General features: G+C 62.5%; 18 protein-coding genes and 1 tRNA gene. 10 read left to right on the top strand and 9 right to left on the bottom strand.

Annotated elements, in window-relative coordinates; translation table 11 throughout:
- Window positions 1–33: 33 nt before the first annotated feature.
- Window positions 34–690, bottom strand: a complete 657-nt coding sequence (locus O1W68_RS00705) for a hypothetical protein (RefSeq protein ID WP_269300990.1) — start codon at window positions 688–690, stop codon at window positions 34–36.
- A gap of 158 nt (window positions 691–848) precedes the next feature.
- Entirely contained in the window at window positions 849–2,531 is a 1,683-nt protein-coding gene (locus tag O1W68_RS00700; protein WP_269300989.1) for a peptide chain release factor 3, read from the bottom strand.
- 144 nt (window positions 2,532–2,675) lie between these two features.
- Here O1W68_RS00700 and O1W68_RS00695 point away from each other — a divergent pair, with 144 nt between their 5' ends.
- The gene (locus O1W68_RS00695) at window positions 2,676–4,310 is read left to right on the top strand and encodes a fatty acyl-AMP ligase (RefSeq protein WP_269300988.1); all 1,635 of its coding nucleotides are present in this window, start codon (window positions 2,676–2,678) and stop codon (window positions 4,308–4,310) included.
- Between the two features lie 92 nt (window positions 4,311–4,402).
- Here O1W68_RS00695 and pth read toward each other — a convergent pair whose 3' ends face one another.
- The 3 genes from pth to O1W68_RS00680 all read right to left on the bottom strand — a co-directional run bounded on the left by pth (window position 4,403) and on the right by O1W68_RS00680 (window position 7,083).
- Window positions 4,403–4,981 (bottom strand): aminoacyl-tRNA hydrolase, encoded by a 579-nt coding sequence (gene pth, locus O1W68_RS00690; protein ID WP_269300987.1) that lies wholly within the window; start codon window positions 4,979–4,981, stop codon window positions 4,403–4,405.
- An 86-nt stretch (window positions 4,982–5,067) separates the two neighbouring features.
- Window positions 5,068–5,730, bottom strand: a complete 663-nt coding sequence (locus O1W68_RS00685; protein ID WP_269300986.1) for a 50S ribosomal protein L25/general stress protein Ctc — start codon at window positions 5,728–5,730, stop codon at window positions 5,068–5,070.
- A 183-nt stretch (window positions 5,731–5,913) separates the two neighbouring features.
- Window positions 5,914–7,083 (bottom strand): aminotransferase class V-fold PLP-dependent enzyme, encoded by a 1,170-nt coding sequence (locus tag O1W68_RS00680; protein WP_269301745.1) that lies wholly within the window; start codon window positions 7,081–7,083, stop codon window positions 5,914–5,916.
- A gap of 178 nt (window positions 7,084–7,261) precedes the next feature.
- Here O1W68_RS00680 and egtA point away from each other — a divergent pair, with 178 nt between their 5' ends.
- The 5 genes from egtA to O1W68_RS00655 all read left to right on the top strand — a co-directional run bounded on the left by egtA (window position 7,262) and on the right by O1W68_RS00655 (window position 12,275).
- The gene (gene egtA / locus O1W68_RS00675; RefSeq protein ID WP_269300985.1) at window positions 7,262–8,524 is read left to right on the top strand and encodes an ergothioneine biosynthesis glutamate--cysteine ligase EgtA; all 1,263 of its coding nucleotides are present in this window, start codon (window positions 7,262–7,264) and stop codon (window positions 8,522–8,524) included.
- Window positions 8,521–9,825 (top strand): ergothioneine biosynthesis protein EgtB, encoded by a 1,305-nt coding sequence (gene egtB, locus O1W68_RS00670; protein WP_269300984.1) that lies wholly within the window; start codon window positions 8,521–8,523, stop codon window positions 9,823–9,825. The genes egtA and egtB overlap by 4 nt, the downstream gene beginning before the upstream one ends.
- Complete coding sequence (egtC, locus tag O1W68_RS00665; RefSeq protein ID WP_269300983.1) at window positions 9,826–10,560, top strand: ergothioneine biosynthesis protein EgtC; 735 nt, start codon at window positions 9,826–9,828, stop codon at window positions 10,558–10,560.
- Between the two features lie 12 nt (window positions 10,561–10,572).
- Entirely contained in the window at window positions 10,573–11,547 is a 975-nt protein-coding gene (egtD, locus tag O1W68_RS00660; protein ID WP_269300982.1) for an L-histidine N(alpha)-methyltransferase, read from the top strand.
- Window positions 11,548–11,639: 92 nt separating this feature from the next.
- Window positions 11,640–12,275: an SOUL family heme-binding protein gene (locus O1W68_RS00655; RefSeq protein ID WP_269300981.1), complete on the top strand. Its 636-nt coding sequence runs from the start codon at window positions 11,640–11,642 to the stop codon at window positions 12,273–12,275.
- Between the two features lie 143 nt (window positions 12,276–12,418).
- Here O1W68_RS00655 and O1W68_RS00650 read toward each other — a convergent pair whose 3' ends face one another.
- The 4 genes from O1W68_RS00650 to O1W68_RS00635 all read right to left on the bottom strand — a co-directional run bounded on the left by O1W68_RS00650 (window position 12,419) and on the right by O1W68_RS00635 (window position 15,792).
- A complete protein-coding gene (locus O1W68_RS00650; RefSeq protein WP_247596169.1) occupies window positions 12,419–13,045 on the bottom strand; it encodes a hypothetical protein in 627 nt (208 codons plus the stop codon).
- Between the two features lie 161 nt (window positions 13,046–13,206).
- Window positions 13,207–14,190: a ribose-phosphate diphosphokinase gene (locus O1W68_RS00645; RefSeq protein ID WP_269300980.1), complete on the bottom strand. Its 984-nt coding sequence runs from the start codon at window positions 14,188–14,190 to the stop codon at window positions 13,207–13,209.
- On the bottom strand, window positions 14,187–15,671 hold the full coding sequence (gene glmU / locus O1W68_RS00640; protein ID WP_269300979.1) for a bifunctional UDP-N-acetylglucosamine diphosphorylase/glucosamine-1-phosphate N-acetyltransferase GlmU: 1,485 nt from the start codon (window positions 15,669–15,671) through the stop codon (window positions 14,187–14,189). Before glmU ends, O1W68_RS00645 begins: the two co-directional genes overlap by 4 nt.
- Before the next feature lie 50 nt (window positions 15,672–15,721).
- Window positions 15,722–15,792, bottom strand: a tRNA-Gln gene (locus O1W68_RS00635).
- A 226-nt stretch (window positions 15,793–16,018) separates the two neighbouring features.
- Here O1W68_RS00635 and O1W68_RS00630 point away from each other — a divergent pair.
- The 4 genes from O1W68_RS00630 to O1W68_RS00615 all read left to right on the top strand — a co-directional run bounded on the left by O1W68_RS00630 (window position 16,019) and on the right by O1W68_RS00615 (window position 22,147).
- The gene (locus tag O1W68_RS00630; protein ID WP_269301744.1) at window positions 16,019–16,615 is read left to right on the top strand and encodes a TetR/AcrR family transcriptional regulator; all 597 of its coding nucleotides are present in this window, start codon (window positions 16,019–16,021) and stop codon (window positions 16,613–16,615) included.
- A 188-nt stretch (window positions 16,616–16,803) separates the two neighbouring features.
- A complete protein-coding gene (locus tag O1W68_RS00625; protein WP_269300978.1) occupies window positions 16,804–17,442 on the top strand; it encodes a ScbR family autoregulator-binding transcription factor in 639 nt (212 codons plus the stop codon).
- 218 nt (window positions 17,443–17,660) lie between these two features.
- Window positions 17,661–21,233 (top strand): transcription-repair coupling factor, encoded by a 3,573-nt coding sequence (mfd, locus tag O1W68_RS00620; protein ID WP_269301743.1) that lies wholly within the window; start codon window positions 17,661–17,663, stop codon window positions 21,231–21,233.
- Window positions 21,233–22,147, top strand: a complete 915-nt coding sequence (locus O1W68_RS00615; RefSeq protein WP_269301742.1) for a MazG family protein — start codon at window positions 21,233–21,235, stop codon at window positions 22,145–22,147. Before mfd ends, O1W68_RS00615 begins: the two co-directional genes overlap by 1 nt.
- Window positions 22,148–22,232: the final 85 nt, after the last annotated feature.

Here is a 22,232-nt window from a genome sequence, read left to right as displayed (position 1 = left end):
GAGCCAGAGGGTTCCGTCACATGTGGTGAGAGATCAGCGGTAGCCCTTGGCTGGGTTGAGCAGATCGAGCACGATGGTCTGTCCGTTGGACCGGACATGGATCTCAGGGTTCTGCAACCCACCGGAGGTGAGGTACTCACCGAGGAGCTGAAGTAGCTCGTCGGGGCCGACCGAGGTGTCTGGCGTACGGATGTCACCGGTGCGGCTGCCCAGCTCGTTCTGAGTGAGTCGGCCCGCTATGCGTACCGACGCAACACCCATAGCGGTCCGGCGGTCGGGGGCTGCGCCGCGCGCCGGGCTCGACGACGGGCCGCTGCCGGCGCCGTTCGATGCGTAAGTGCTCGATCGGCCGTTGGTCGGCAGGCCGTGCTCGGAGATCTGATCGCTAGTAGTCACTTCAACCTCGTTCGAATCTTTGGACGGCTGCTCGGGGGCGGCACTTGCGGGTTCCTGCTTCATGCCCGAATGCTCCACTTCCTGCCTGATCGCAGGCTTTGTGGGCGTAGTGGGTGCCGTCTCGACGGGATCCTTCGCCGGGGGCGTCGCGGTCTTCGGATTGGTCGATGCAGGCGACTCAGCCCAAGGCGGCAAGATGTCTGCGGCCAATTTCGGGGTCGGCGTACTCAACCGGTGGGCCGGTGTTTGGCCGATCTTGATTCCCGCCTGCGGATAGCTGGAACCCTGCGTCATAGAAGACCTCGCGTCGTGAAGAACCTGTGTCATGCCACGTCTCGGCGTGCAATGCTCTGCACTCGAGAATGAAACGTACCCGAAGCCCGTTCGGACTTCGGAAGCGTAACACTATGACTGTTTAGCCGGTCCGATTGCGAGTATTTTCCCGTTGCGGGTCACTCACCCGCAGCGACGAGGGGTTCCAGCGTCAGCTCGGGCATCTCCTTCTGGAGATACTGCAGACGCCACTTGTCGCTGACGAGAGCGAGCAGCACGCCATCCGTTCGCGTGAAGACCTCCACCCCGCGCTGGCGACCCAACTCGACCGCAGACTCGGTGTCGGTCCGACGAGCCAGTGAATAACCCAAGGGCTCCAGACGAGCATCGACACCGAACTCAGCTTTCATTCGGGCCATGACCACCTCGAACTGCATAGGACCGACAGCTGCGAGAACCGGCGAAGCGTCACCGCGAATATCGTTGCGCAACACCTGAACAACGCCCTCGGAGTCCAACTGCTCCACGCCGCGACGGAACTTCTTGTACTTGTCGGCGCTGTCCACACGCAATAGTGCGAAGTGCTCGGGCGCGAACGAAGGAATCGGCGGGTACTCGACCTTCTTCTCCGTGTACAACGTGTGCCCAGGCGCGAGCGCAGTGGCGTTGACGAGTCCCACGACGTCGCCGGGATACGCGTGCTCGACGGTGGTCCGCTCCCGGCCGAACACGGTCAAGGCGTACTTGGTGGTGAACGGCTTGCCGGTCTGCGAGTGCGTTACGACCATGCCGCGCTCGAATACGCCCGACACGACGCGCATGAACGCCAACCGGTCCCGGTGCGCGGTGTCCATTCCAGCCTGCACCTTGAACACCACAGCGCTGAACGGATCGGTCACTTCCCTCGCCGTGCCCTTGACGTCTTCCCTCGGTCCTGGCTGAGGCGCAAGCGCCACCAGGGTGTCCAGGATCTGGCGAACCCCGAAGTTGAGCATCGCCGAACCGAAAATGACCGGTGACGTCTGGCCGGCGAGGAACATTTCCTGGTCATGGCCCTGGCCGCTTAGAACCAGGAGTTCGCTCTCTTCCACTGCCGTGTCCCACTCGATGCCCTCACGCGCAGCGGCAGCGTCGGCATCCATCAATTCCTCGGGGGCGATCGTTGCGCCACCAGCGGTGCGAGTGAATCGGATGTAATTGCCTGCCCTGACGTCGAGCAGACCTCGGAAGTCCCCTGCGATGCCGACAGGCCAGTACAACGGCGTCGGTGTCAGTCCGATGCGCTGTTCGATCTCGTCGAGGAGTTCGAGTGGTGACTGGCCCGGCCGGTCCCACTTGTTGATGACGGTGATGACCGGAATGCCGAACTGGCGGCAGACCTGAAAGAGCTTGAGCGTCTGTGGTTCCAGACCCTTGGCTGCATCGATGAGCATCACTGCCGCATCGACAGCGGTCAGAACCCGGTAGGTGTCCTCGGAGAAGTCGGCGTGGCCGGGAGTGTCCACGAGGTTGATGACGTTGATCTCGTCGACGCTCGGGTCGAGCTGGTAGTTGAACTGCAGCGCGGTCGAACTCACCGAGATGCCGCGTGCCTTCTCCATCTCCATCCAGTCCGAGACCGTGGCGCGTCGACCGGCTTTGCCATGGGTGGCGCCCGCTTCCGAGATCACTCGCGCGTGCAGTGCGAGCGCTTCGGTCAGCGTGGACTTACCGGCGTCGGGGTGGGAGATGACGGCGAACGTGCGCCTGCGATGGACTTCGTGGACGAGTTCCTTGTGCGGGTTCTTCGGCTGCGCCGTCGACTCGGTGGCGGTACTGCTCTTGTCGACCGGAGCGTCTACCGAATCGGGCGGCGTACTCAAACGAACCTCAATCTCACGTTGTGCGGCATCGGGCTCGTACCAGGGTACTCGGACGAATCAGCGGTAACGGTTCACCTCCGCGCGAGGATTGAATAACCTGAACACCACCTGCCGCGACCACGCTCGCTCGACGAGGAGATGGCATTGAGTAAGTTCACCGAAGAAATGTTCGCGACGGCAAAATCCAGTCGTCGCGGACTCGTGACCGGCGAGCCTGACCAGCCGCTCCGTCAGTCCTGGGGTGAGATCCACCAGGATGCACGCGCTATGGCAGGCGCTCTGGCAGAGGCAGGCATCGGGCACGGAGACGCGATCGGTGTCCTCGCCGGGCAGCCGGTGGATATCGCACCTGCCTGTCAGGCGACGTGGATGAGGGGCAGCTCGGTCACGATGCTGCACCAGCCGACGCCGAGGACCGACCTTGCCGTGTGGGGGCAGGACACCGAATCCGTCGTGAAGATGATCGACTGCAAGGCCGTCGTTCTCGGCGCTCCATTCGACGTCGCCGCGCCGATTCTGGAGGAACGCGGTATCGCCGTATTGAAGATCGAAGACATGCGTCGCGGCACTCCCGTCGACCCGATCGACACCTCGGAGTCCGACATCGCGCTCCAACAGTTGACCTCTGGGTCCACCGGGTCACCCAAAGCGGTGCGGATCACCCATGAAAACTTTTTCGTCAACGCGTACGCCATGATCGATCGGATCGAGTTCGACGTCGACCGCGATGTGATGGTCAGCTGGCTGCCGTTGTTCCACGACATGGGTATGGTCGGGTTCCTCACCGTACCCATGCAGGTCGGTGCCGAGGTCGTCAGCATCACCCCACTCGACTTCCTGCGGTCGCCACTGCTGTGGGCCAAGCTGATCGACAAGTACCGCGGAACTGTCACGGCGGCACCGAATTTCGCCTACTCACTGCTCGCTCGACGGCTACGACAAGCCGATGACGATTTCGATTTGGATCTGAGTTCTTTGCGCTACGCCTGGAACGGCGCCGAGCCGGTCGATCCGGACACGATGATCGCGCTCGCCGAGGCCGGGCGGCCGTATCAACTCGACCCGCTGGCCCTTGCCCCTGTCTACGGTATGGCGGAAACGACTCTGGCCGTATCGATTCCGGATCCACTCCAAGGACAGGTGCTCGACGTCGTCGATGCAGACCTTCTCGAGGCGATGGGTCGGGCAGTACCAACCACCAAAGGCAACGTGCGGACCCTGGCGACGCTCGGCAAGATGGTGCCGAACCTCGAGGGGCGCGTGGTGGACAAGGAAGGGCAGGTACTGACACCGCGTGGTGTCGGCATCATCGAAGTACGCGGTAAAGCGGTGACTCCCGGATACATCACCGTCGACGGCCCGGTAGCAACCCAGGACGAGGACGGCTGGCTCGATACCGGTGACGTCGGCTATTTCACCGAGGACGGTCTCGTCGTGGTGTGTGGACGTATCAAGGACGTCATCATCATGGGCGGCCGCAACATCTATCCCACCGACATCGAGCGGGCTGCAGGGTCGGTGCGCGGAGTACGCCCGGGCAATGCCGTCGCAATCCGTCTCGACTCCGGTGACAAGCGGGAAAGTTTCGCAGTTGCCGTGGAAACCAACGATTTTCAGGATCCGGAGGAGGTCAAGCGGATCGAGCGTGAAGTGGTCCACGCCGTGCACTCGGAGGTAGGCGTGCGGCCCCGCACGGTCGCTGTCCTGGGACCTGGGTCGATCCCGAAGACGTCCTCGGGCAAGCTCCGTCGGGCCAATTCGGCTGCGTTACTGGGGTAGCGCGCACCCTTTTTGTAAAGCGCACACACCTGCTCGGATGCGAGCAGGGCGCGCAGGTTGGGAAAAACGGTGTTAGCTTCAGCGCGGCAAGCTCAGCGCGGATGAACTTGGTTCTGCGCAGCTTCGAGCCCGTCGCGCAGAAGCAGTTCCGCCGCATCGGCAGCTTCCTCGCAGATCACGCCGAGATCCTTGCGTTCGGCTGCGGAGAACGGCTTCAGGACGTACGCGGCAGCATCCATTCGACCTGGCGGTCGGCCGACCCCGACGCGTGTGCGCAGATAGTCCTTGGTGCCCAGCTGCTGCGAAATCGAACGCAGGCCGTTGTGTCCGCCCTCGCCGCCGCCGAGCTTGAGGCGAATCGATCCGAACTCGATGTCCAGTTCGTCGTGCACGATCACGATATTGCCCGGATCTACGGAAAAGAACCGCGCAAGTGCGGCCACCGGTTGGCCCGACAGGTTCATGAACGTGCGCGGCTTGGCCACCACAACTGGTCGATCGCTCAGGCGGGCCTGAATCACCTCGGAATTGGACTTCTTGTGAGAAGAAAACTTTGCACCGATTCGAGCGGCCAACACGTCGGCGACCAAAAAACCCACGTTGTGCCGCGTCGCCTCGTATTGCGGTCCGGGGTTCCCGAGTCCGACGATCAGGGCTGGCTCTACATTCACAGCGACCATGCTTCCATTACGTGACAAACAACGACGCGCCGCTCCCCAGTGCAGGGGAACGGCGCGTCGGCAGTACAGGGCCGAGATCAGCTCTCGGACTCTTCCGAGCTCTTCTCGTCTGCAGCTTCTTCTTCGGTTTCGGCCTCGCCCGTCTCGGAGATGGGCTCGGTGCCTTCGCCTTCGGCCTCGAGGTCCGCCTCGGACGGAGCCTCGACGACATTGACGAGCAGCATTTCGACGTCGGACACCAGAGTGACATTCTCAGGCAGCGTGACGGCGCCTGCGAGAATCTGCGATCCGGCCTCGAGGCCCTCGACCGAGACGGTGATCGACTCGGGGATCGACAGTGCGTCGGCGTCGATTTCGATGACGGTCGAGTCGGTGTAGACCAGGGTGCCGGCAGCGGCGTCGCCCTCGACGACGACGTTCACCTCTACGGAAACTCGCTCACCCTTCTTGAGGACGAGGAGGTCGGCGTGCTCGATGCTGCGGCGGATCGGGTGCACGACGATGTACTTGGTGAGTGCGACCTGCTCTGCGCCGTCGATGTCGAGCGTCAGCACGGCGTTGGTGCCGTGGTTACGGAGCACGGCAGCGAAGGCGCGGGAATCGAGTGCGAGGTGCTGCGGGTCGGTTCCGTGTCCGTACAGAACGGCAGGAACAAGGCCGTCGCGACGTGCGCGGCGGGCTGCACCCTTACCGAATTCGGTGCGAACGATCGCCTTGAGGTTGTTAACAATTTGCGCCATGTGGTGAATGCTCCTGGTGTATCGCTTGTGGCGGATAAGACTCGTCGGGGCTGACACGTACGAGCAAGGCCAGGGGCCGAGCCGCGTCGATCACGGTAGTTCCTGTGTAGGTTCTACCCTCGCCGAGACAACCCGGAAGACTTTACACGACGGCTCTACCGACACTGCGAGTGCATCGGTAACTCACCGGTCCCGGAGCACCTCGACCATCTCGTCCAGCTGCGCGAATGTGACGAAATAGTGTGGTGACGCCCGTACGACGGCGTCGAGCTTCCGACGCGTCATGTCGACAAGTGTCGAGCTGCGGGGACTCACGGTGACCGTGACGCCCTTGGCCGCCAGGAGGTCGCGGACGGCGGTCGGTGCGAGCGCCTCGACCGTGAAGGACACGATGCCGCTCTTGCGGTCGCCCAGATCGTGCACGGACACACCATCGACACCCCGTAGCGAAGTGCGCAGGTATTCGGCACGCTGAGATATCGCTTCTTCTGCGTTGTCGATGCCGATGTCGAGCAAGTAGTCGACGGCGGTACCGAGCGCTAGTCGAGCTGCGACGTCGCATTCCCAGAATTCGAATCGAGTGACGTCAGGCGCCAGTCGGTACTCGGACTCACCGATCCACTGGGCGCTGTGTAGGTCGAGGGCCGGCGGCTCCAGAGATGCGGACAGTTCCGGGCGCAAGTACAGGAAGCCGGTTCCACGGGGCCCGCGTAGCCATTTTCGTCCGGTTGCGCTCAGAGCGTCCACTCCGAGCTCGGCGACATCTACGCGAATTTGACCGATCGATTGACACGCGTCGAGCAATACGAGTGCGCCGAATCGATGCGCCAGATCGGCCACTGCGCGCGCCGGATTGATCAGACCGCCGTTGGTCGGAGCGTGCACGAGTGAGACAATTCGGACGCGTTCGTCGAGCATTGCTTCGAGCGCGAGGAGATCTATCTGCCCTGTCGGATCACTCGGCACGATCTCGACCCGCGCGCCCGTCGCCGCAGCGCGTTGCAGAGCTGCGATCGCGTTGCTCGCGTACTCCACTTCGCACATCAGAATTCGATCACCCGCGGTCAGTGGAATCGAATAGAAGAAGTCGCTCCATGCGCGGGTTGAACTGTCGCTCAACGCAATATCCGAAGTCCGCGCGCCGATCAACGTCGCGATCGAAGTCTTGACGGCGGCGAGATCGTGCGTGCGCTCGATGGCAGCGCGGTAACCCCCGACGACGGCTTCACGACGCAAATGCGCAACGGCTGTCTCGACGACGGGGGTCGGAGGCAACGAGGACCCTGCACTGTCGAGGAAGACTGAGGTCTCTGCAGCAGGGGTGTCGTGGCGAATTCTCTCGGGATCCAACACCGTAAGTGTGCCTTCCTGTACGAGAAAGTTGTCGGTGCGCTGTGATGCACTTCTGGTTATTGTCGATGCAGGGTTCCACAGTATCCGCGTTTCGTGCAGCACGGCTCTGGGTAGTTCGAGCTCTGGGGTAGTCCGATCCACCTTTGTACAGAAGCACGGGTCATGCGAGGAGGCACTTTTGTCGTCCAACGAGAAGTCGCTCGGGCTGAGTTCTCGGCCTGCGGCCGAGGCCTATGTGTCGCGGGTCTGCTTCAAGCTCGGGCCGCCTCAGCTCATCGGTGCCGAATTGGAATGGTTGACTTTTGCCGCGGACGGAGACAGACCGTCCCTCGAACATCTTGCCGCCGCGCTGGGGGACTACGCACCGCGCAGCATCGCACCTGATTCACCCGCCCTGACGTTGCCGGGCGGAAGCGCCGTCACCATCGAACCGGGCGGCCAGATCGAACTCTCCAGCTCACCGCATGCGTCGGTGACCGAACTGCAGAGCGCGTTGGATTCGGACTCCCGTGTAGTCACCGCCGTCATGGAAGCGGGCGGCATCTATATGGCATCGATGCCCGCAGACACCGAGCGTGAAGCGCGCAGAGTGCTGGTCCTGCCGCGCTACTGCGCAATGGAAAATCGCTTCACCACCATCGGCCCGTTCGGAAAGCTGATGATGTGCAACACCGCGGCAGCTCAGGTCAGCGTCGACGCAGGAGTCGATCGTGCCGAGGTCGCTGCACGGTGGGAGATGTTGGAGGCCGTCGGTCCCGCATTCGTGGCCGCGTTCGCTTCCTCGCCTCGTCTACGGGGCGCACCGAAAGGCACCTGGGCGTCGCAACGCATGCGTACCTGGCTCGAACTCGATGACAGTCGTACCGAAGTTCCCGCCACCGGTGATCCCATTGCGGACTATGCGAAATGGGCGCTCGACGTTCCGCTGCTGTGCATTCGTAGCGAAGGGGAAAGCTGGGAGGCGCCGTTCGGATCGACGTTTGCGGATTGGCTTGCAGGAGATGTCGCTGAACTGGCCGAAAGGCAGCCGACCACTGCCGACCTCGACTACCACCTGACCACACTGTTTCCGCACGTCCGCGCCTGCGGACACCTCGAGATTCGTTACCTCGACGCCCAACCCGACGGGCAATGGGTCGTTCCGGCGTCCGCGTTCGAATCGTTGTTGTCGACTCCGGACGTCGTCGAAGCGGCAACCGCGCTCGCGCACCGGACTGCAGGCCGATGGATCGATGCCGCACAGTTCGGGTTGGCGGATGCCGACCTACGTGAGACTGCCGTCGAGCTGCTGCGGTTGTCTGCAAGCGCGGGAGGTGATCACGGGGGCTCGTTGTCAGCGGCCTCTGAGCGATGTCGCCGGGGGGAGTCGCCCGAACCAGGAGACGCAGTGGCCCGTTCGATCAACGCGGGCCATTCCATGAGCAAGGAGACGGTGTCATGACAGTCGAGCAGCTTCGTGATCGAGTCGAGGCCGTGCTTACCCGTAGTCGTGCACGTAGTGCGCTGCTGACCGAGAGTGTCGACGAAAAAGAGCTGACCGCGCAGCACTCGCCACTGATGAGCCCGTTGGTGTGGGACCTCGCGCACATCGGCAATCAGGAGGAATTGTGGCTCGTCCGCGACGTCGGCGGCCGTGATCCGGTTCGCCGGGACATCGACGAGCTGTATGACGCGTTCAAGCACTCGCGTTCGAGCCGCCGGTCGCTGCCTCTTTTGTCACCGGATGAAGCTCGTGCCTACATCGGCACCGTGCGAGAGAAGGTGTGGGACATTCTCTCGTCCAGCCCGCTCGACGGGCGCAGACTCGAGCAAGATGCATTCGCGTTCGGCATGGTTGCACAGCACGAACAGCAGCACGACGAGACGATGCTTGCGACGCACCAGCTTCGGCTTGGGCCGGCGGTCCTGTCGGCGCCCGAGCCTCCCGCCCCGACCGTCGAAGCGACGGGCGAGGTCGTGATCGAGGGCGGCCCGTTCACGATGGGCACCACTTTCGATCCGTGGGCACTCGACATCGAACGGCCGGCGCACTCGGTGTTCGTTCCCACGTTCGCCCTCGACGTCGCACCGGTCACCAACGGTCGGTATGTGGACTTCATCGAAGACGGTGGTTACGACCGAGAAGATCTGTGGAGCGAGCGCGGTTGGTCACACCGGATCGCCGAGGGACTTCGAGCGCCGTTGTTCTGGGAGCGTGACGCAGGTGGTGCGTGGTGGCGCCGCCGATTCGGTGTCACGGCCCCGATTCGACCGAGCCAGCCTGTGGTTCACGTCGGCTTCTTCGAGGCGGAGGCGTACGCGCGCTGGGCAGGCAAGCGCTTACCGACCGAGGCCGAGTGGGAGAAGGCGGCGCGTTTCGACTCGTCGACCGGCTCGGTCCGCAAGTATCCGTGGGGAGATGCAGAGCCGACGCCATCCCACGCAAATTTGGGTCAGCGGCATCTGGAACCGGCCGACATCGGGGCCTATCCAGCGGGGGCGACACCGCAGGGTGTGCAGCAACTCATCGGTGACATGTGGGAGTGGACGTCTTCGGATCTGGAGCCCTACCCGGGATTCGAGCCCTTTCCGTATGCCGAATATTCCGAGGTGTTCCTCCGCGGTGACTACAAGGTGTTGCGCGGCGGTTCGTTCGGTACCGACGAGGTCGCCTGCCGAGGCACGTTCCGGAATTGGGACCACCCGATTCGTAGGCAGATCTTTGCCGGCTTTCGGTGCGCACGCGATGTCGAGTCACGCTGAATGTGTCGTCATCTCGGTTACCTCGGCCCGCAGCGTAGCGTAGCTGACGCTGTGACGGTGGGTAGCAATTCGCTGCGTGTTCAATCGTGGGCGCCCAAGGACATGCGGGGCGGGGGCACCATCAATGCCGACGGCTTCGGTGCCGCGTGGTGGGATGCAGATACCGTGCGCCGCTACCGAAATCCGATGCCGATCTGGTCGGACCCAGCTATCGACGAGGTCCTCGTCGACGCACGGTCGACGGCGATCGTTGCGGCAGTGCGCTCGGCGACCGTCGGAATGCCGGTGGAGCGCAGTGCGTGTGCCCCGTTCACGGACGGCACCTGGGCATTCAGTCACAACGGTGTCGTCTTCGGTTGGCCGGAGGTGATGACGGACCTCGCCGAGCAAGTGCCGTTGGCGGACCTCCTGCGTCTACCGGCACCGACGGATTCGGCAGCATTGTGGGTCATCCTGCAAAACCTTCTTCGTGACCACGAACCGGATAAGGCGTTGCGCATCCTGGTGAACCGCGTCGAATCCGTTTCGCCGAGTCCGCGGCTGAATCTTCTGCTCTCCGACGGGCAGACGCTCTATGCCACCACCGTCTATCACTCGTTGTCCGTACTGCGAGGCGAAGACACGGTCACCCTCGCGTCCGAACCGCTGGACGACGATCCGTCGTGGGAACCGATTTCGGATCACCAGTTCGTGGTGGCCCGGCCCGGCTACCTCGATATCACCGACCTCGATTGAAGGAGCATTTTCGTGTCAGATAGTGCGTTGGATGTCCACATCTCGCCGGAACGGTTACTGGAGGACTTGCGATCGGATGTGAGGCAGGGTCTGACTGCGTCGCCGAAGTGGCTCTCGCCCAAGTGGTTCTACGATGCCACCGGCAGTGAATTGTTCGAGCGGATCACCGAGTTGCCCGAGTACTACCCGACTCGAACCGAGCGGGCACTCATCGAGGCCCATGCACAAGACATCGCCGAGCGCACCGACGCGGCGATCCTCGTCGAACTCGGTTCCGGTTCTTCGGAGAAGACCAGATTGCTGATCGAGGCCGGAATCAAACATGGCTCGCTTGCAAAGTACGTTCCGCAGGATGTCTCGCCGTCGGCGTTGTCCGGCGCAATCGAGCAGATTTCGCGCGAATTTCCTGCGCTCGAAGTCCATGGGATCGTCAGCGACTTCACGGACACCTTGCAGAATCTGCCCGCCGACGGGCGGAGAACCATCGCCTTCCTCGGCGGCACACTCGGTAATTTGACTCCCGAGGAGCGCGCGGGGTTCCTGTCCGACATAGCCAGTGCACTGATAGCCGATGAATTTCTTGTCCTCGGAGTGGGCCTCGTCATCGACCCGGATGTTCTGGTCCCGGCATACGACGATGCAGCGGGTGTGACGGCAGAGTTCAACGTGAACGTGCTGTCGGTACTCAACGATCGGCTAGGGGCGAATTTCGATCGCTCCCAGTTCGAACACGTTGCGGTGTGGGATGCGGACAACGAGTGGATCGAAATGCGCCTTCGTGCGAAGGAGGCTCAGCACATTGTCATCGCGGATCTCGCCCTCGATATCGAATTCGCCAAGGGCGAGGAGTTGCGCACCGAGATCTCGGCCAAATTCCGGCAAGAGGGGATAACGGCAGAACTGGCCGACGCAGGCTTCGGTGTCGACCAGTTCTGGACGGACCCGCAGGAACGATTTGCGCTGATCCTTGCTCGTCGCGGCCGCTGAACCTTTCCCGCCCGCATCTCTCGTCCCGACGGTCCGTGGTCGGCGCTGGTAGTAATGAGGTAGGTACCACGCGATAAAGATCGGACTGGACTATGTCGAACAAAATTGTGTCCACTATCGCTCAGGTGGCCGAGTCAGGCTTGGGCATCGTCGGTGTTCGCGTCGGCACTGAGGAACCCGCTCACACCAGTCGGCGACTGACCGATGAGGTGGAAATTCGTCGCTACGACCCGCGAATTGCGGCATCGACCACGGTCCATGCCGACGAAGAACAAGCACGCCGGGACGGGTTCCGTCGCCTGGCCGGTTACATCTTCGGTGGCAACACGGGCTCGCAGAAGGTCGCCATGACCGCGCCCGTCAGTCAATCGTCCGCCGACTCCCAACGGATCGCGATGACCGCACCGGTGTCGAGCAGCGCCGACGGCGACAGTTGGGTAATCCGGTTTTTCATGCCGTCCACTTGGACGATGGACACGTTGCCGACGCCCAATGACGACCGCGTGAAGTTGGTCGAGGTTCCGGCGGAGACGGTCGCCGTGCTGCGCTTCAGCGGTGGCCGTGGTCGGGACAACGTTGCGCCGCAGATCGAGAAATTGTCAGAAGTGCTGCGCGCCCACAACATCGAGATGTCGAACGAGCCGATGACGTGGTTCTATGATCCGCCCTGGACGCTGGCATTCCGGCGTCGCAACGAGGTAGTTGTGTCGGTGCCCGAAGGTTCCTGAGCCTCGACTCGGGTGTACCGACACTGCAGGTGAGGCGATGCCGGTGAGTGCTCGGTTTCTTTTTCGACCGGCAACGCGACTACCCCCTGTGTGCCACCCTCCCTCGAACACACATGCTTCGGTGTGCGGAGGGAGGGGAAGTCTCAGCTGGTACGGCGGCGAGCCTTTTCGAGCGCGCCCAGTGTGCCCATCACACTTGTCCGCTGACTGGTGAGGTCCTTGAGCCGCGCACGGGCCGGCAATCCGGAGCTACCGTCGAGTGCGGCGATCTTCTCGTCGATGCTCGCCAACTGCTCGAGGAGTTTCTGTCCACGTGACTGAAGTTCGATCAGGTCGACACTGCTCACACCTGCCTGGGATTTCTTGGGGGCGGCTTTCCCCGATGCAGATGCCGACGTCGGGGCTGCGGCAACTGCGGCAGCTGCCCTGGGCCGCAAAGCTTTGCGCACGGCGGCAGGATCGGGAAGCTTCTCGAGGCGGATGCGATTGAGAACCTCACGTGCGTCGCGAGCAGTGACGCGGTACTCGCGCTCTTCCTCGTCTTCGGACGCGAGGGTCCCGCCGAGGGGGCGCAAACCATACATTCCGATGAAGTGCTTGGCCTCATCGATGATGGCTTCGTGTTCGCGGCACTGGCCGCAGCGTGGCTCGTTTCGATACATTTCGATCGAATCGGTGCTCCCACACCACACGCACGCGCCCGGAGTCCAGCGGGCGATTCGGACGGTAGAAGTTGCGGTCGGGCTGTCCATAGTTTGTGCGTCGATCACGACGAGTCATCCTAGGTTACAACGAAACCCGCCCCGCACACCCCTCCCTGTCGAACTGCGGTTTTCGAACCTGTTAGTGACCAAGTTCATGCAGTGGGGGAGAGATGGCGGAGCGGGTGTGACGAAACTGAGCCTGCGGAACAACCAGATAGTGCTGGGTGCTACGCGACGCCGTTGAAGAGGCTTGTCACCGAACCGTTTTCGAAGACCTCGCGGATGGTGCGAGCAAGCAGAGGCGCGATGGAAAGCACGGTGAGTGTTTCGAAGTGCTTGTCTTCGCTGATCGGGAGGGTGTTGGTGACGACAACTTCCTTTGCCCCGCATTCTGCGAGACGTTCGGCGGCGGGGCTGCTGAGGACGCCGTGGGTGGCTGCGATGACGACGTCACCGGCTCCGGCTTCCTTTAGCACCTTCACGGCTCCCGCGATCGTTCCACCGGTGTCGATCATGTCGTCGATCAGGATGCAGGTGCGTCCTTCGACGTCTCCGACGACGCGGTTCGACTTGACCTGATTGGGCACCAACGGATCGCGTGTCTTGTGAATGAACGCCAGCGGTGCGCCGCCGAAGCTGTCGGCCCATTTCTCGGCAACGCGAACGCGCCCAGAGTCGGGGGAGACGACGGTGATGTGTTCGAGGCTGTACTTGCTCCGAATGTGATCGGCCAACTGGCTGTGCGCATGCATGTGGTCGACGGGGCCGTCGAAGAAGCCTTGAATCTGGTCGGTGTGCAGATCGACGGTGATGATGCGATCGGCGCCGGCAGTCTTGAGAAGGTCGGCGACCAGACGCGCGGAGATGGGCTCGCGTCCGCGGTGCTTCTTGTCCTGGCGGGCGTACGGGTAGAACGGCAGAATTGCGGTGATGCGCTTGGCCGATCCGCGCTTGAGCGCGTCGATCATGATCAGTTGTTCCATCAGCCACGTGTTCAGCGGGAACGGGTGACTCTGCAGAACGAAGGCGTCGGATCCGCGGACCGATTCCTCGAAGCGAACGAAGATCTCACCGTTGGCGAAGTCGCGTGCGGTCTGCGGGGTCAGGCCGATTCCCAGTTCCTTTGCCACCTGCTCGGCAAGCTCTGGATGTGCTCGACCCGAGAAGAGCATGAGGTTCTTCTGGTTGTCGATCCAATTGGGGGTGGTCACTGCTGTTCGCCATCCTTTGATTCGTGCGCGTTTGTCGACTTGGCAGCCACAGCCCGAACAGCAGCTTCCGCCGCCGCCGTTCCTGGCCGTTTCTTTTCGACCCAGCCCTCGATGTTGCGCTGGGAACCCGCGGAGACGGCGAGCGCCCCCGGGGGTACATCGTGTCGGAGCACTGTCCCGGCTCCGGTGTAGGCCCCGTCACCTACTCGGACCGGGGCGACGAACATATTGTCCGATCCCGTCCGGACGTGCGAACCGACGATGGTGCGGTTCTTGTCGACGCCGTCGTAGTTCACGAAAACACTCGACGCGCCGATATTGGAGTGCTCACCGATGGTCGCGTCGCCGACGTAGGTCAGGTGCGGCACCTTCGAGTGGTTTCCGATTGTCGAATTCTTGGTTTCGACGAAGGTTCCCACCTTGGCGCAGTTCCCGATGTCGGACCCTGGACGTAAGTATGCGAACGGTCCAACAGTGGCACCGGAGCCGATGGTGGCGAGATCGGCTTGGGTCCGCACCACCGACGCGCGCTCGCCGACGACGACGTCTCGGAGCGTGGAGTCGGGTCCGATGACGGTGTCCTCGCCGATGTGAGTGCTTCCCAACAACTGGACGCCGGGTTCGAGACGGACATCCGCGCCGAGAGTGACATCGACGTCGATCCAGGTAGTGGCGGGATCGACGACGGTGACGCCTGCGCGCATGTGTCGCTCGATGATGTGGCGGTTGAAGATTGCGGTGACGCGGGCGAGCTGAACTCGGTCGTTGACACCCAGAACCAGGTCCGGATCAGCGAGCTGAGTGCCGTAGACCGCCAGGCCGCTGTTCTTGCTGATCTTGACCACATCGGTCAGGTACAGCTCGTGCTGCGCGTTCTGGGTGCTCAGTTTGCCCAGCGCAGTTCGCAGTGCAGCGGCATCGAACGCGTAGACCCCGGAATTGACCTCGTCGATTCGGACCTGTGCCGGGCTCGCGTCGGCATGCTCGACGATTTCGGCTATTTCACCGTCGGCGGTACGTACGATTCGGCCGTATCCGTTGGCGTCGGCCGGCACGAATGTGAGGACCGTCGCAGCGGCAGGCTTGGGTGCGCTCAGATGCTCGTCGAGCAACGCTTTGAGCGTGTGGCCGTCGAGAAGGGGGACGTCGGCTGCAGTGACGAGGACGGTGCCCTCGAAGTCGTCCGGTAGCGAACGTAAACCGCACTGCACTGCGTGACCGGTACCGAGTTGTTCGTTCTGTACGGAGGTGGAGATGGTGCGTCCGAGTTCGACGCTCAACTCGTCGACCGATTCCGTTACTCGCTCACGATCATGTCCGACGACGGTGACCAGGTAGTCCGGCCCCAGATCGGCAGCGGCATGCAAAGCGTGGGCAAGCATTGTGCGGCCGGCGAGGGGGTGGAGGACTTTGGGAGTCTTGGACCGCATTCGGGTGCCTGCTCCCGCTGCGAGAACGACCACGGCGGTGTGCAACGGCAACTGAGCTCCTTGCGAATTGCTGGTTACTTTTTCGACAGAAATTCTTCTCGCTCCGCCGCCAGGACTCGAACCTGAACTATCTGAACCAAAATCAGAGGTGCTGCCATTACACCACGGCGGATCGTGGACCAGCGGTTTCTCCGGTGACCGAATACCTTTGTGAATCAGGTCTACGGCCGCGGCTCTCCCACCGAGCGCAACGAGTCTCGCATGAACGGTAGTTGCCAGTCGAACCGCGCCCAAAATTGAGCACTAGGCTTGCCGAACGAGGCTCCTTGCAAGCAAGCGAGCGAAGAATTTCGGTGGGAGGCATTTTGTCCGAACCCGAGCGGGTACCGCGCGTTCGTATGACGGGGACGCAGCGACGTGAGCAATTGATCGAGATCGGGAGGTCCCTGTTCGCCGAGCGCGGGTACGAGGCGACGTCGGTGGAAGAAATCGCAGGTCGGGCACACGTGTCCAAGCCCGTCGTGTACGAACACTTCGGCGGGAAAGAGGGCCTGTATGCGGTGATCGTCGATCGAGAGATGTCGACGTTGCTGCAGATGATCACGTCTTCGCTGGAACAGAATCGCTCCCGAGTCCGCGTCGAGCTAGTCGCTCTGGCCCTGCTTACCTATGTGGAGGACCGCACCGACGGCTTTCGAATTCTGGTTCGGGATTCACCGGTCGCCGCGGTTGCCGATGGCAAGTACTCGTCGTTGTTGAACGATGCCGTGTCTCAGGTAGGCCACATTCTGGCAGGCGACTTCACGCGGCGCGGGTTCGACGCAGGGTTTGCCCCCTTGTATGCGCAGGCGCTGGTCGGAATGGTCTCGATGACGGCCCAATGGTGGCTCGACGTGCGAGAACCCTCGAAAGAAGTTGTTGCGGCTCACGTTGTCAACTTGTGTTGGAACGGATTGACCAATCTGGAGGCTGCGCCGCAATTGGGCGGCAAATGAGCGGTCGATTTTCGCACTACCGCCCGAAAGAGCGGGTAGGGTCAATTTTGTGGCACTGAGAGTTACGTCACAGATGCTGGATTTAGTTGTACGGACCGTTAGCAAGTTGACCGAGGCGCGAAAACCACTGGATGGTACCGTTCGCAGCATTGCGCAATGGCAGTCCCAGTATTCCTAAGGCGGATCGAATGGTCAGACAGGCCCGCGCTGAGATTACTCGCGATACGGTGTTGTCCGGTGCAGCAAACGTGTTTCTGCGTCTCGGATACGCGAACGCGAGTCTCAGCGAAATCATCTCTCAATCTCAGGTCACCAAGGGTGCTCTCTACTTCCACTTCGGCTCGAAGGAAGAACTCGCGCGTGCCGTGATCGACGAGGGTAACGCCAGGCTCACCGCTGCGTGCCAGCAATTCAACGACGGCCGCATCCCGGCTCTCGAAGCTGCCATCGGCATCTCGTACATCGTGGTCGACATGTCGGTCACCGACCCCATGGTCTCGGCGATGATGCGTCTGAGCCACCAGATCGGTGATTACAGCGGCACCAAGGGCAATGTCATGGCCGGCTGGAGCGTTGCATTCGACGCACTTGCAGCCAAGGCGATCAAGCAGGGCGATATCGAACAGGATGCCGACCCGAACACCATCGGATCTCTCGTTCTCGAGATCCTTACCGGCGTGCACATGGTTGCCGTCGCTACCGGAACCACCGAGGAGTTGCCGTCACGCATGGAGCGCCTCTGGTACTACCTCCTTCCTTCGCTCGTCACGGCAGGCAAGCTCGACTACTTCCGCGAATTTGCGGCGAGACGGGTGATCCGGCACTAGCACCCCGGCTCGATGGGCCTGCCCAGCCGTCGCCGGGTCGGTCTGCTCCCATAGAATTGTTTGCGACCGCCGGTTTGTTCCGTTCGCCATGATTGTGGTGCGCTTTCGAACCGGATTACCTTCGTGTCGTCCTTCGTTCAGGAGCCCTGCTGTTGTCTTCCGATTCCTCGCTTCACCTGTCGGGCGTCGCGCGCGTCGCTCTGGCAGATTCCGCCTTGATGACCGTCAGCGAGGCCGTCGGGACTGCGGAATACACGCTCGTCGCGCCGAACTCCTCACGGCCGTTCGTCGCTGCCGCGATCGCGCAGCAGGCACAGGTGCTCGTCGTCACCGCGACGGGACGTGAAGCCGACGACCTCACCGCTGAACTCGGCCAGATGTTCGGCGACTCGGTGGCGCAGTTTCCATCATGGGAGACGTTGCCGCACGAGCGGCTATCACCCAGTGCGGACACCGTCGGCCGCAGACTCGAAGTGCTGCGTCGGCTCGCACGGCCGGACGACCAGGATTACGGTCCACCTCTCCAGGTCATCGTCACCACGGTGCGATCGCTCGTTCAGCCGATGGCCCCGGGGCTCGGGGAGATCGAGCCGATCGGATTGAAGGTGGGCGTCGAGATCGACTTCGTCGGCCTGATCCACCGACTCGTCGAGTTGGCGTACACCCGAGTGGACATGGTCGGCAAACGCGGCGAGTTCGCCGTCCGTGGTGGGATCCTCGACATCTTTTCCCCGACGGCCGATCATCCGGTGCGTGTCGAGTTCTGGGGTGACGAGGTCACCGAACTCCGGGCCTTCTCCGTGGCCGATCAGCGTTCCCTGCCCGATGTCGTCGTCGAGTCGGTCATCGCACCCCCGTGCCGTGAACTGATTCTCACTCAGGATGTTCGTGATCGTGCGGCGGTGCTCGCCGGCGACAATCAGGCCGACGCGGCGCTGGTGGAGATGTTGGACAAGATGTCTGCCGGGGTGCCGGTGGAAGGCATGGAGGCGTTGCTTCCGCTGCTGCAGCCCGGTGAGCTCGAGCTGCTGGCCGATGTGCTGCCGAAGGGTGCGCATGTCCTGCTGTGCGATCCCGAGCGAATTCGCACGCGTGCAACTGATTTGGTCCGAACCGGCCAGGAGTTCCTCGAAGCGTCGTGGACGGCGGCGTCCGTGGGCGGAGCGGCACCGCTCGACACCTCGACCGTGGACACCACCGGTCTGGGCGGGGCGAGTCTCGACCTCGGAGCGTCCGCATACCGTTCGCTACGCCAGATCCGCGAATCGGCGCAGGCGCTCGGGCGGCCGTGGTGGACCATCAGCCCACTGGCTTCGGGGAGCGAGACCGAGGTCGAGTTGGCCGTCGAGACCGTACCCGAGGTCCGTGGCTCGGAGGAGTTGCTCACCGGACTCTTTGCCATGCTTCGCGGTCATGTTTCCACCGGCGGTCGCGCTGTGATCGCCGTCGCGGGGGCGGGAACCGCAACGCGCATCATCGAACGGCTCGGCGAGGCGGAAGTGCCTGCTGTCGCAATCGATTCGGGTTCCGAGCCATTGCCCGACGTCGTGAGCGTCCTGTGTGCCTCTCTCCACGCCGGTCTGATCCTGCCCGACGCGAAGCTTGTGATCGTCACCGAAAGCGACCTGACGGGTAACCGCGTTGCCGCCGCCGAGGGCCGAAAGCTACCGGCCAAGAGGCGAAATCAGGTCGATCCACTTGCGTTGAAGGCCGGCGACAGTGTCGTGCACGATCAGCACGGTATCGGCCGGTTCGTCGAAATGGTCGAGCGGACCATCGGTGGAGCTCGCCGCGAATACCTCGTCGTGGAATATGCACCCAGCAAGAGGGGGCACCCGGGGGATCGATTGTTCGTGCCGATGGATTCCCTGGATCAGCTCTCCCGCTATGTCGGCGGGGAAATGCCGTCACTGAGCAAGCTTGGTGGTTCGGACTGGTCGAACACGAAACGTAAGGCGCGCAAGGCTGTTCGAGAGATCGCCGGAGAGCTCGTGCAGCTGTATGCGGCTCGTCAGGCGGCGCCGGGCCATGCTTTCGGCCCGGATACTCCATGGCAGCGTGAAATGGAGGACGCGTTCGCGTTCACCGAGACGATGGACCAGATGACGGCCATCACCGACGTCAAGGCGGACATGGAGAAGCCGGTCCCGATGGACCGTGTCATCCTCGGCGACGTCGGTTACGGCAAAACCGAGATCGCTGTTCGCGCCGCTTTCAAAGCAGTCCAAGACGGCAAGCAGGTCGCGATACTCGTGCCGACTACCCTGTTGGCGCAACAGCATCTGCAGACCTTCACCGAGCGCATGGCGGCCTTCCCTGTGACGGTCAAGGGGCTCTCTCGCTTCACCCACGGTTCGGACTCGAAGCTGGTCATGGCCGGGCTCGCCGACGGGACGGTCGATATCGTCGTCGGTACCCACCGGTTGCTGCAGACCGGTGTGGCGTGGAAAGACCTGGGGTTGGTGATCGTCGACGAGGAGCAGCGATTCGGCGTCGAGCACAAAGAGCACATCAAGTCCCTGCGTACGCACGTCGATGTCCTGACCATGTCGGCGACGCCGATTCCTCGTACTCTGGAGATGAGCCTGGCCGGCATTCGAGAGATGTCGACGATTCTGACTCCGCCGGAGGAGCGTCACCCGGTACTCACCTATGTGGGTGCCTACAACGACAAGCAGGTCGCTGCGGCCATCAGGCGCGAACTGCTCCGTGACGGTCAGGTCTTCTTCGTGCACAACCGAGTCAGCTCGATCGACAAGGCAGCCAAAAAGATTCGTGACCTCGTACCGGAAGCTCGGGTGTCCACCGCGCATGGTCAGATGAACGAGGAAACCCTCGAGCGAACCGTGCAGGGGTTCTGGGAACGCGAAACGGACGTACTAGTCTGTACCACCATCATCGAAACCGGTCTCGATATCTCGAATGCGAACACCCTGATCGTCGAACGCAGTGATTCGCTGGGCCTTTCGCAGTTGCACCAGCTTCGTGGTCGGGTCGGGCGTAGTCGCGAACGTGGCTACGCGTACTTCCTGTACCCGCCCGAGAAGCCGCTCACCGAGACGGCGTACGACCGGCTGTCCACCATCTCGCAGAACTCCGATCTGGGTGCCGGTATGGCGGTGGCGATGAAGGATCTCGAAATTCGTGGTGCCGGTAACGTTCTCGGCGCCGAACAGTCCGGGCACGTGGCCGGTGTCGGTTTCGACCTGTACGTCAGACTGGTCGGAGAAGCTGTCGAGGCCTACCGGGCAGCCGCTGATGGGAAGCCGATCACCACCGACGAGGCCCCCAAGGAAGTTCGGATCGACCTGCCTGTCGACGCCAACATTCCGCCGGACTACGTCACCAGTGATCGGCTTCGCCTCGAGGCATATCGAAAGCTGGCCGCTGCTGCGGATTCCGAAGCCATCAATGCCGTCATCGAGGAGTTGGTGGACCGTTACGGCCCGCTGCCCGAGGAAGTCGGCAGGCTCGTCTCCGTCGCGAAGCTGCGGCTCATTGCGAAGGAATACAACCTCACCGACGTCAACGTCGCTGGTACACAGGTCAAGCTGGCGCCGATGGATCTGCCCGATTCCAAGCAGATTCGGCTCAAGCGTCTCTACCCGAGCGCGCAGTACCGTGCGACCACCGGCGTCGTACAGCTGCCACTACCGCGCGTCGAAGGTGGGGGAGTCGGAGCGGCCAGGGTTCGTGACGTCGAATTGGTGCAGTTCATTGCCGACCTGATCCTTTCGCTCGACAGTAAGCCGTCTCGATCGGTTCTGTTGGAGCACACTGTGGGGGTGTGATGACGGTAGTCCTGCTCGACCCGACTCGGCCCGGTCAAGTTCCCGCAGAGGCCGTCGAATTCCTCAGTGGTGTAGTCGAATTTACCGAGGAAGTGCCCGTCGGTATTCGGTGGCTATTCGCCGGAACGGCACGTTCCGACGACTCCGGCGGCGTGCTCGTCAGTACCGACCCACGTAATCGTGATGTCCTCGAGCGCATTCGGCGAGGCCACTGGGTCATCGCGTCCCCGAAGCTCCCCGGTGACGATCTCATCGCAGCTGTCGTGCTGATGGATCGACTCCGAACGATCGGGGGCTGGGAAGCGCAACAGACGCATGCCTCATTGAGCGGTTATCTCCTCGAGGAAACCTACGAGTTGCTCGACGCAATTCACAGTGGGAACCTCGTCGATCTGCAGGAAGAACTGGGCGATCTCCTGCTGCAGGTTCTGTTCCACTCGAGGATCGCTCAGGACACAGAACACGGCGGCTTCGACGTCGACGATGTCGCTGCTGGTCTGGTCGAGAAACTGACGCACCGCACACCACACCTGACCGACGGTTCGACGGGACCCATCGACGTCGCGGCTCAGGAACGGGCGTGGGAGGAACGCAAGGCGGCAGAGAAGGCGCGCGGATCTTGCCTCGACGGAATTGCGATGGCCCAGCCCGCACTTGCATTGACGCAGAAGGTCATTGCGCGCGCGTCCAAGGCAGGTCTCCCGCCAGAGTTGGTGCCCGACGACCTGCGAACAGTGCACATCGGCCTCGATCACAGCAGTGGGGGCGAGAGTGCGGAGGATCTGCTCCGCCGTCGGGTGCTGGAGTTCGCCGAGCGTATCCGTTGTGCCGAAGTATCGGCCAAGGATCGCGGGGCTGTTCCCGGGCAGCTCTCCGCGATCGAGTGGATCGAAAACTGGGGTCTGCGGGCGTAAGTTTGCCCCGCACCCTCAGCCTGCCCCGCGCCCTCAGCCTGCCCCGCGCCCTCAGCTTGAATGGCGCATTCAAACTATCTGATCG

The organism is Rhodococcus sp. H36-A4 (assembly GCF_027158005.1).
GTDB lineage: Bacteria > Actinomycetota > Actinomycetes > Mycobacteriales > Mycobacteriaceae > Rhodococcoides.
The sequence above is the reverse complement of the archived record's forward strand: the minus strand, read 5'-3'. Positions and strand labels throughout refer to the sequence as shown.

Bases quoted from the DNA above. Each gene is read 5' to 3' on its own strand.
- O1W68_RS00705 (WP_269300990.1), bottom strand. From the start codon at position 690: ATGACGCAGGGTTCCAGCTATCCGCAGGCGGGAATCAAGATCGGCCAA.
- O1W68_RS00685 (WP_269300986.1), bottom strand. From the start codon at position 5,730: ATGGCGCAAATTGTTAACAACCTCAAGGCGATCGTTCGCACCGAATTC.
- egtB (WP_269300984.1), top strand. From the start codon at position 8,521: ATGACAGTCGAGCAGCTTCGTGATCGAGTCGAGGCCGTGCTTACCCGT.
- O1W68_RS00625 (WP_269300978.1), top strand. From the start codon at position 16,804: ATGGTCAGACAGGCCCGCGCTGAGATTACTCGCGATACGGTGTTGTCC.
- mfd (WP_269301743.1), top strand. From the start codon at position 17,661: ATGACCGTCAGCGAGGCCGTCGGGACTGCGGAATACACGCTCGTCGCG.
- egtC (WP_269300983.1), top strand. From the start codon at position 9,826: ATGTGTCGTCATCTCGGTTACCTCGGCCCGCAGCGTAGCGTAGCTGAC.
- O1W68_RS00655 (WP_269300981.1), top strand. From the start codon at position 11,640: ATGTCGAACAAAATTGTGTCCACTATCGCTCAGGTGGCCGAGTCAGGC.
- O1W68_RS00615 (WP_269301742.1), top strand. From the start codon at position 21,233: ATGACGGTAGTCCTGCTCGACCCGACTCGGCCCGGTCAAGTTCCCGCA.
- O1W68_RS00630 (WP_269301744.1), top strand. From the start codon at position 16,019: ATGACGGGGACGCAGCGACGTGAGCAATTGATCGAGATCGGGAGGTCC.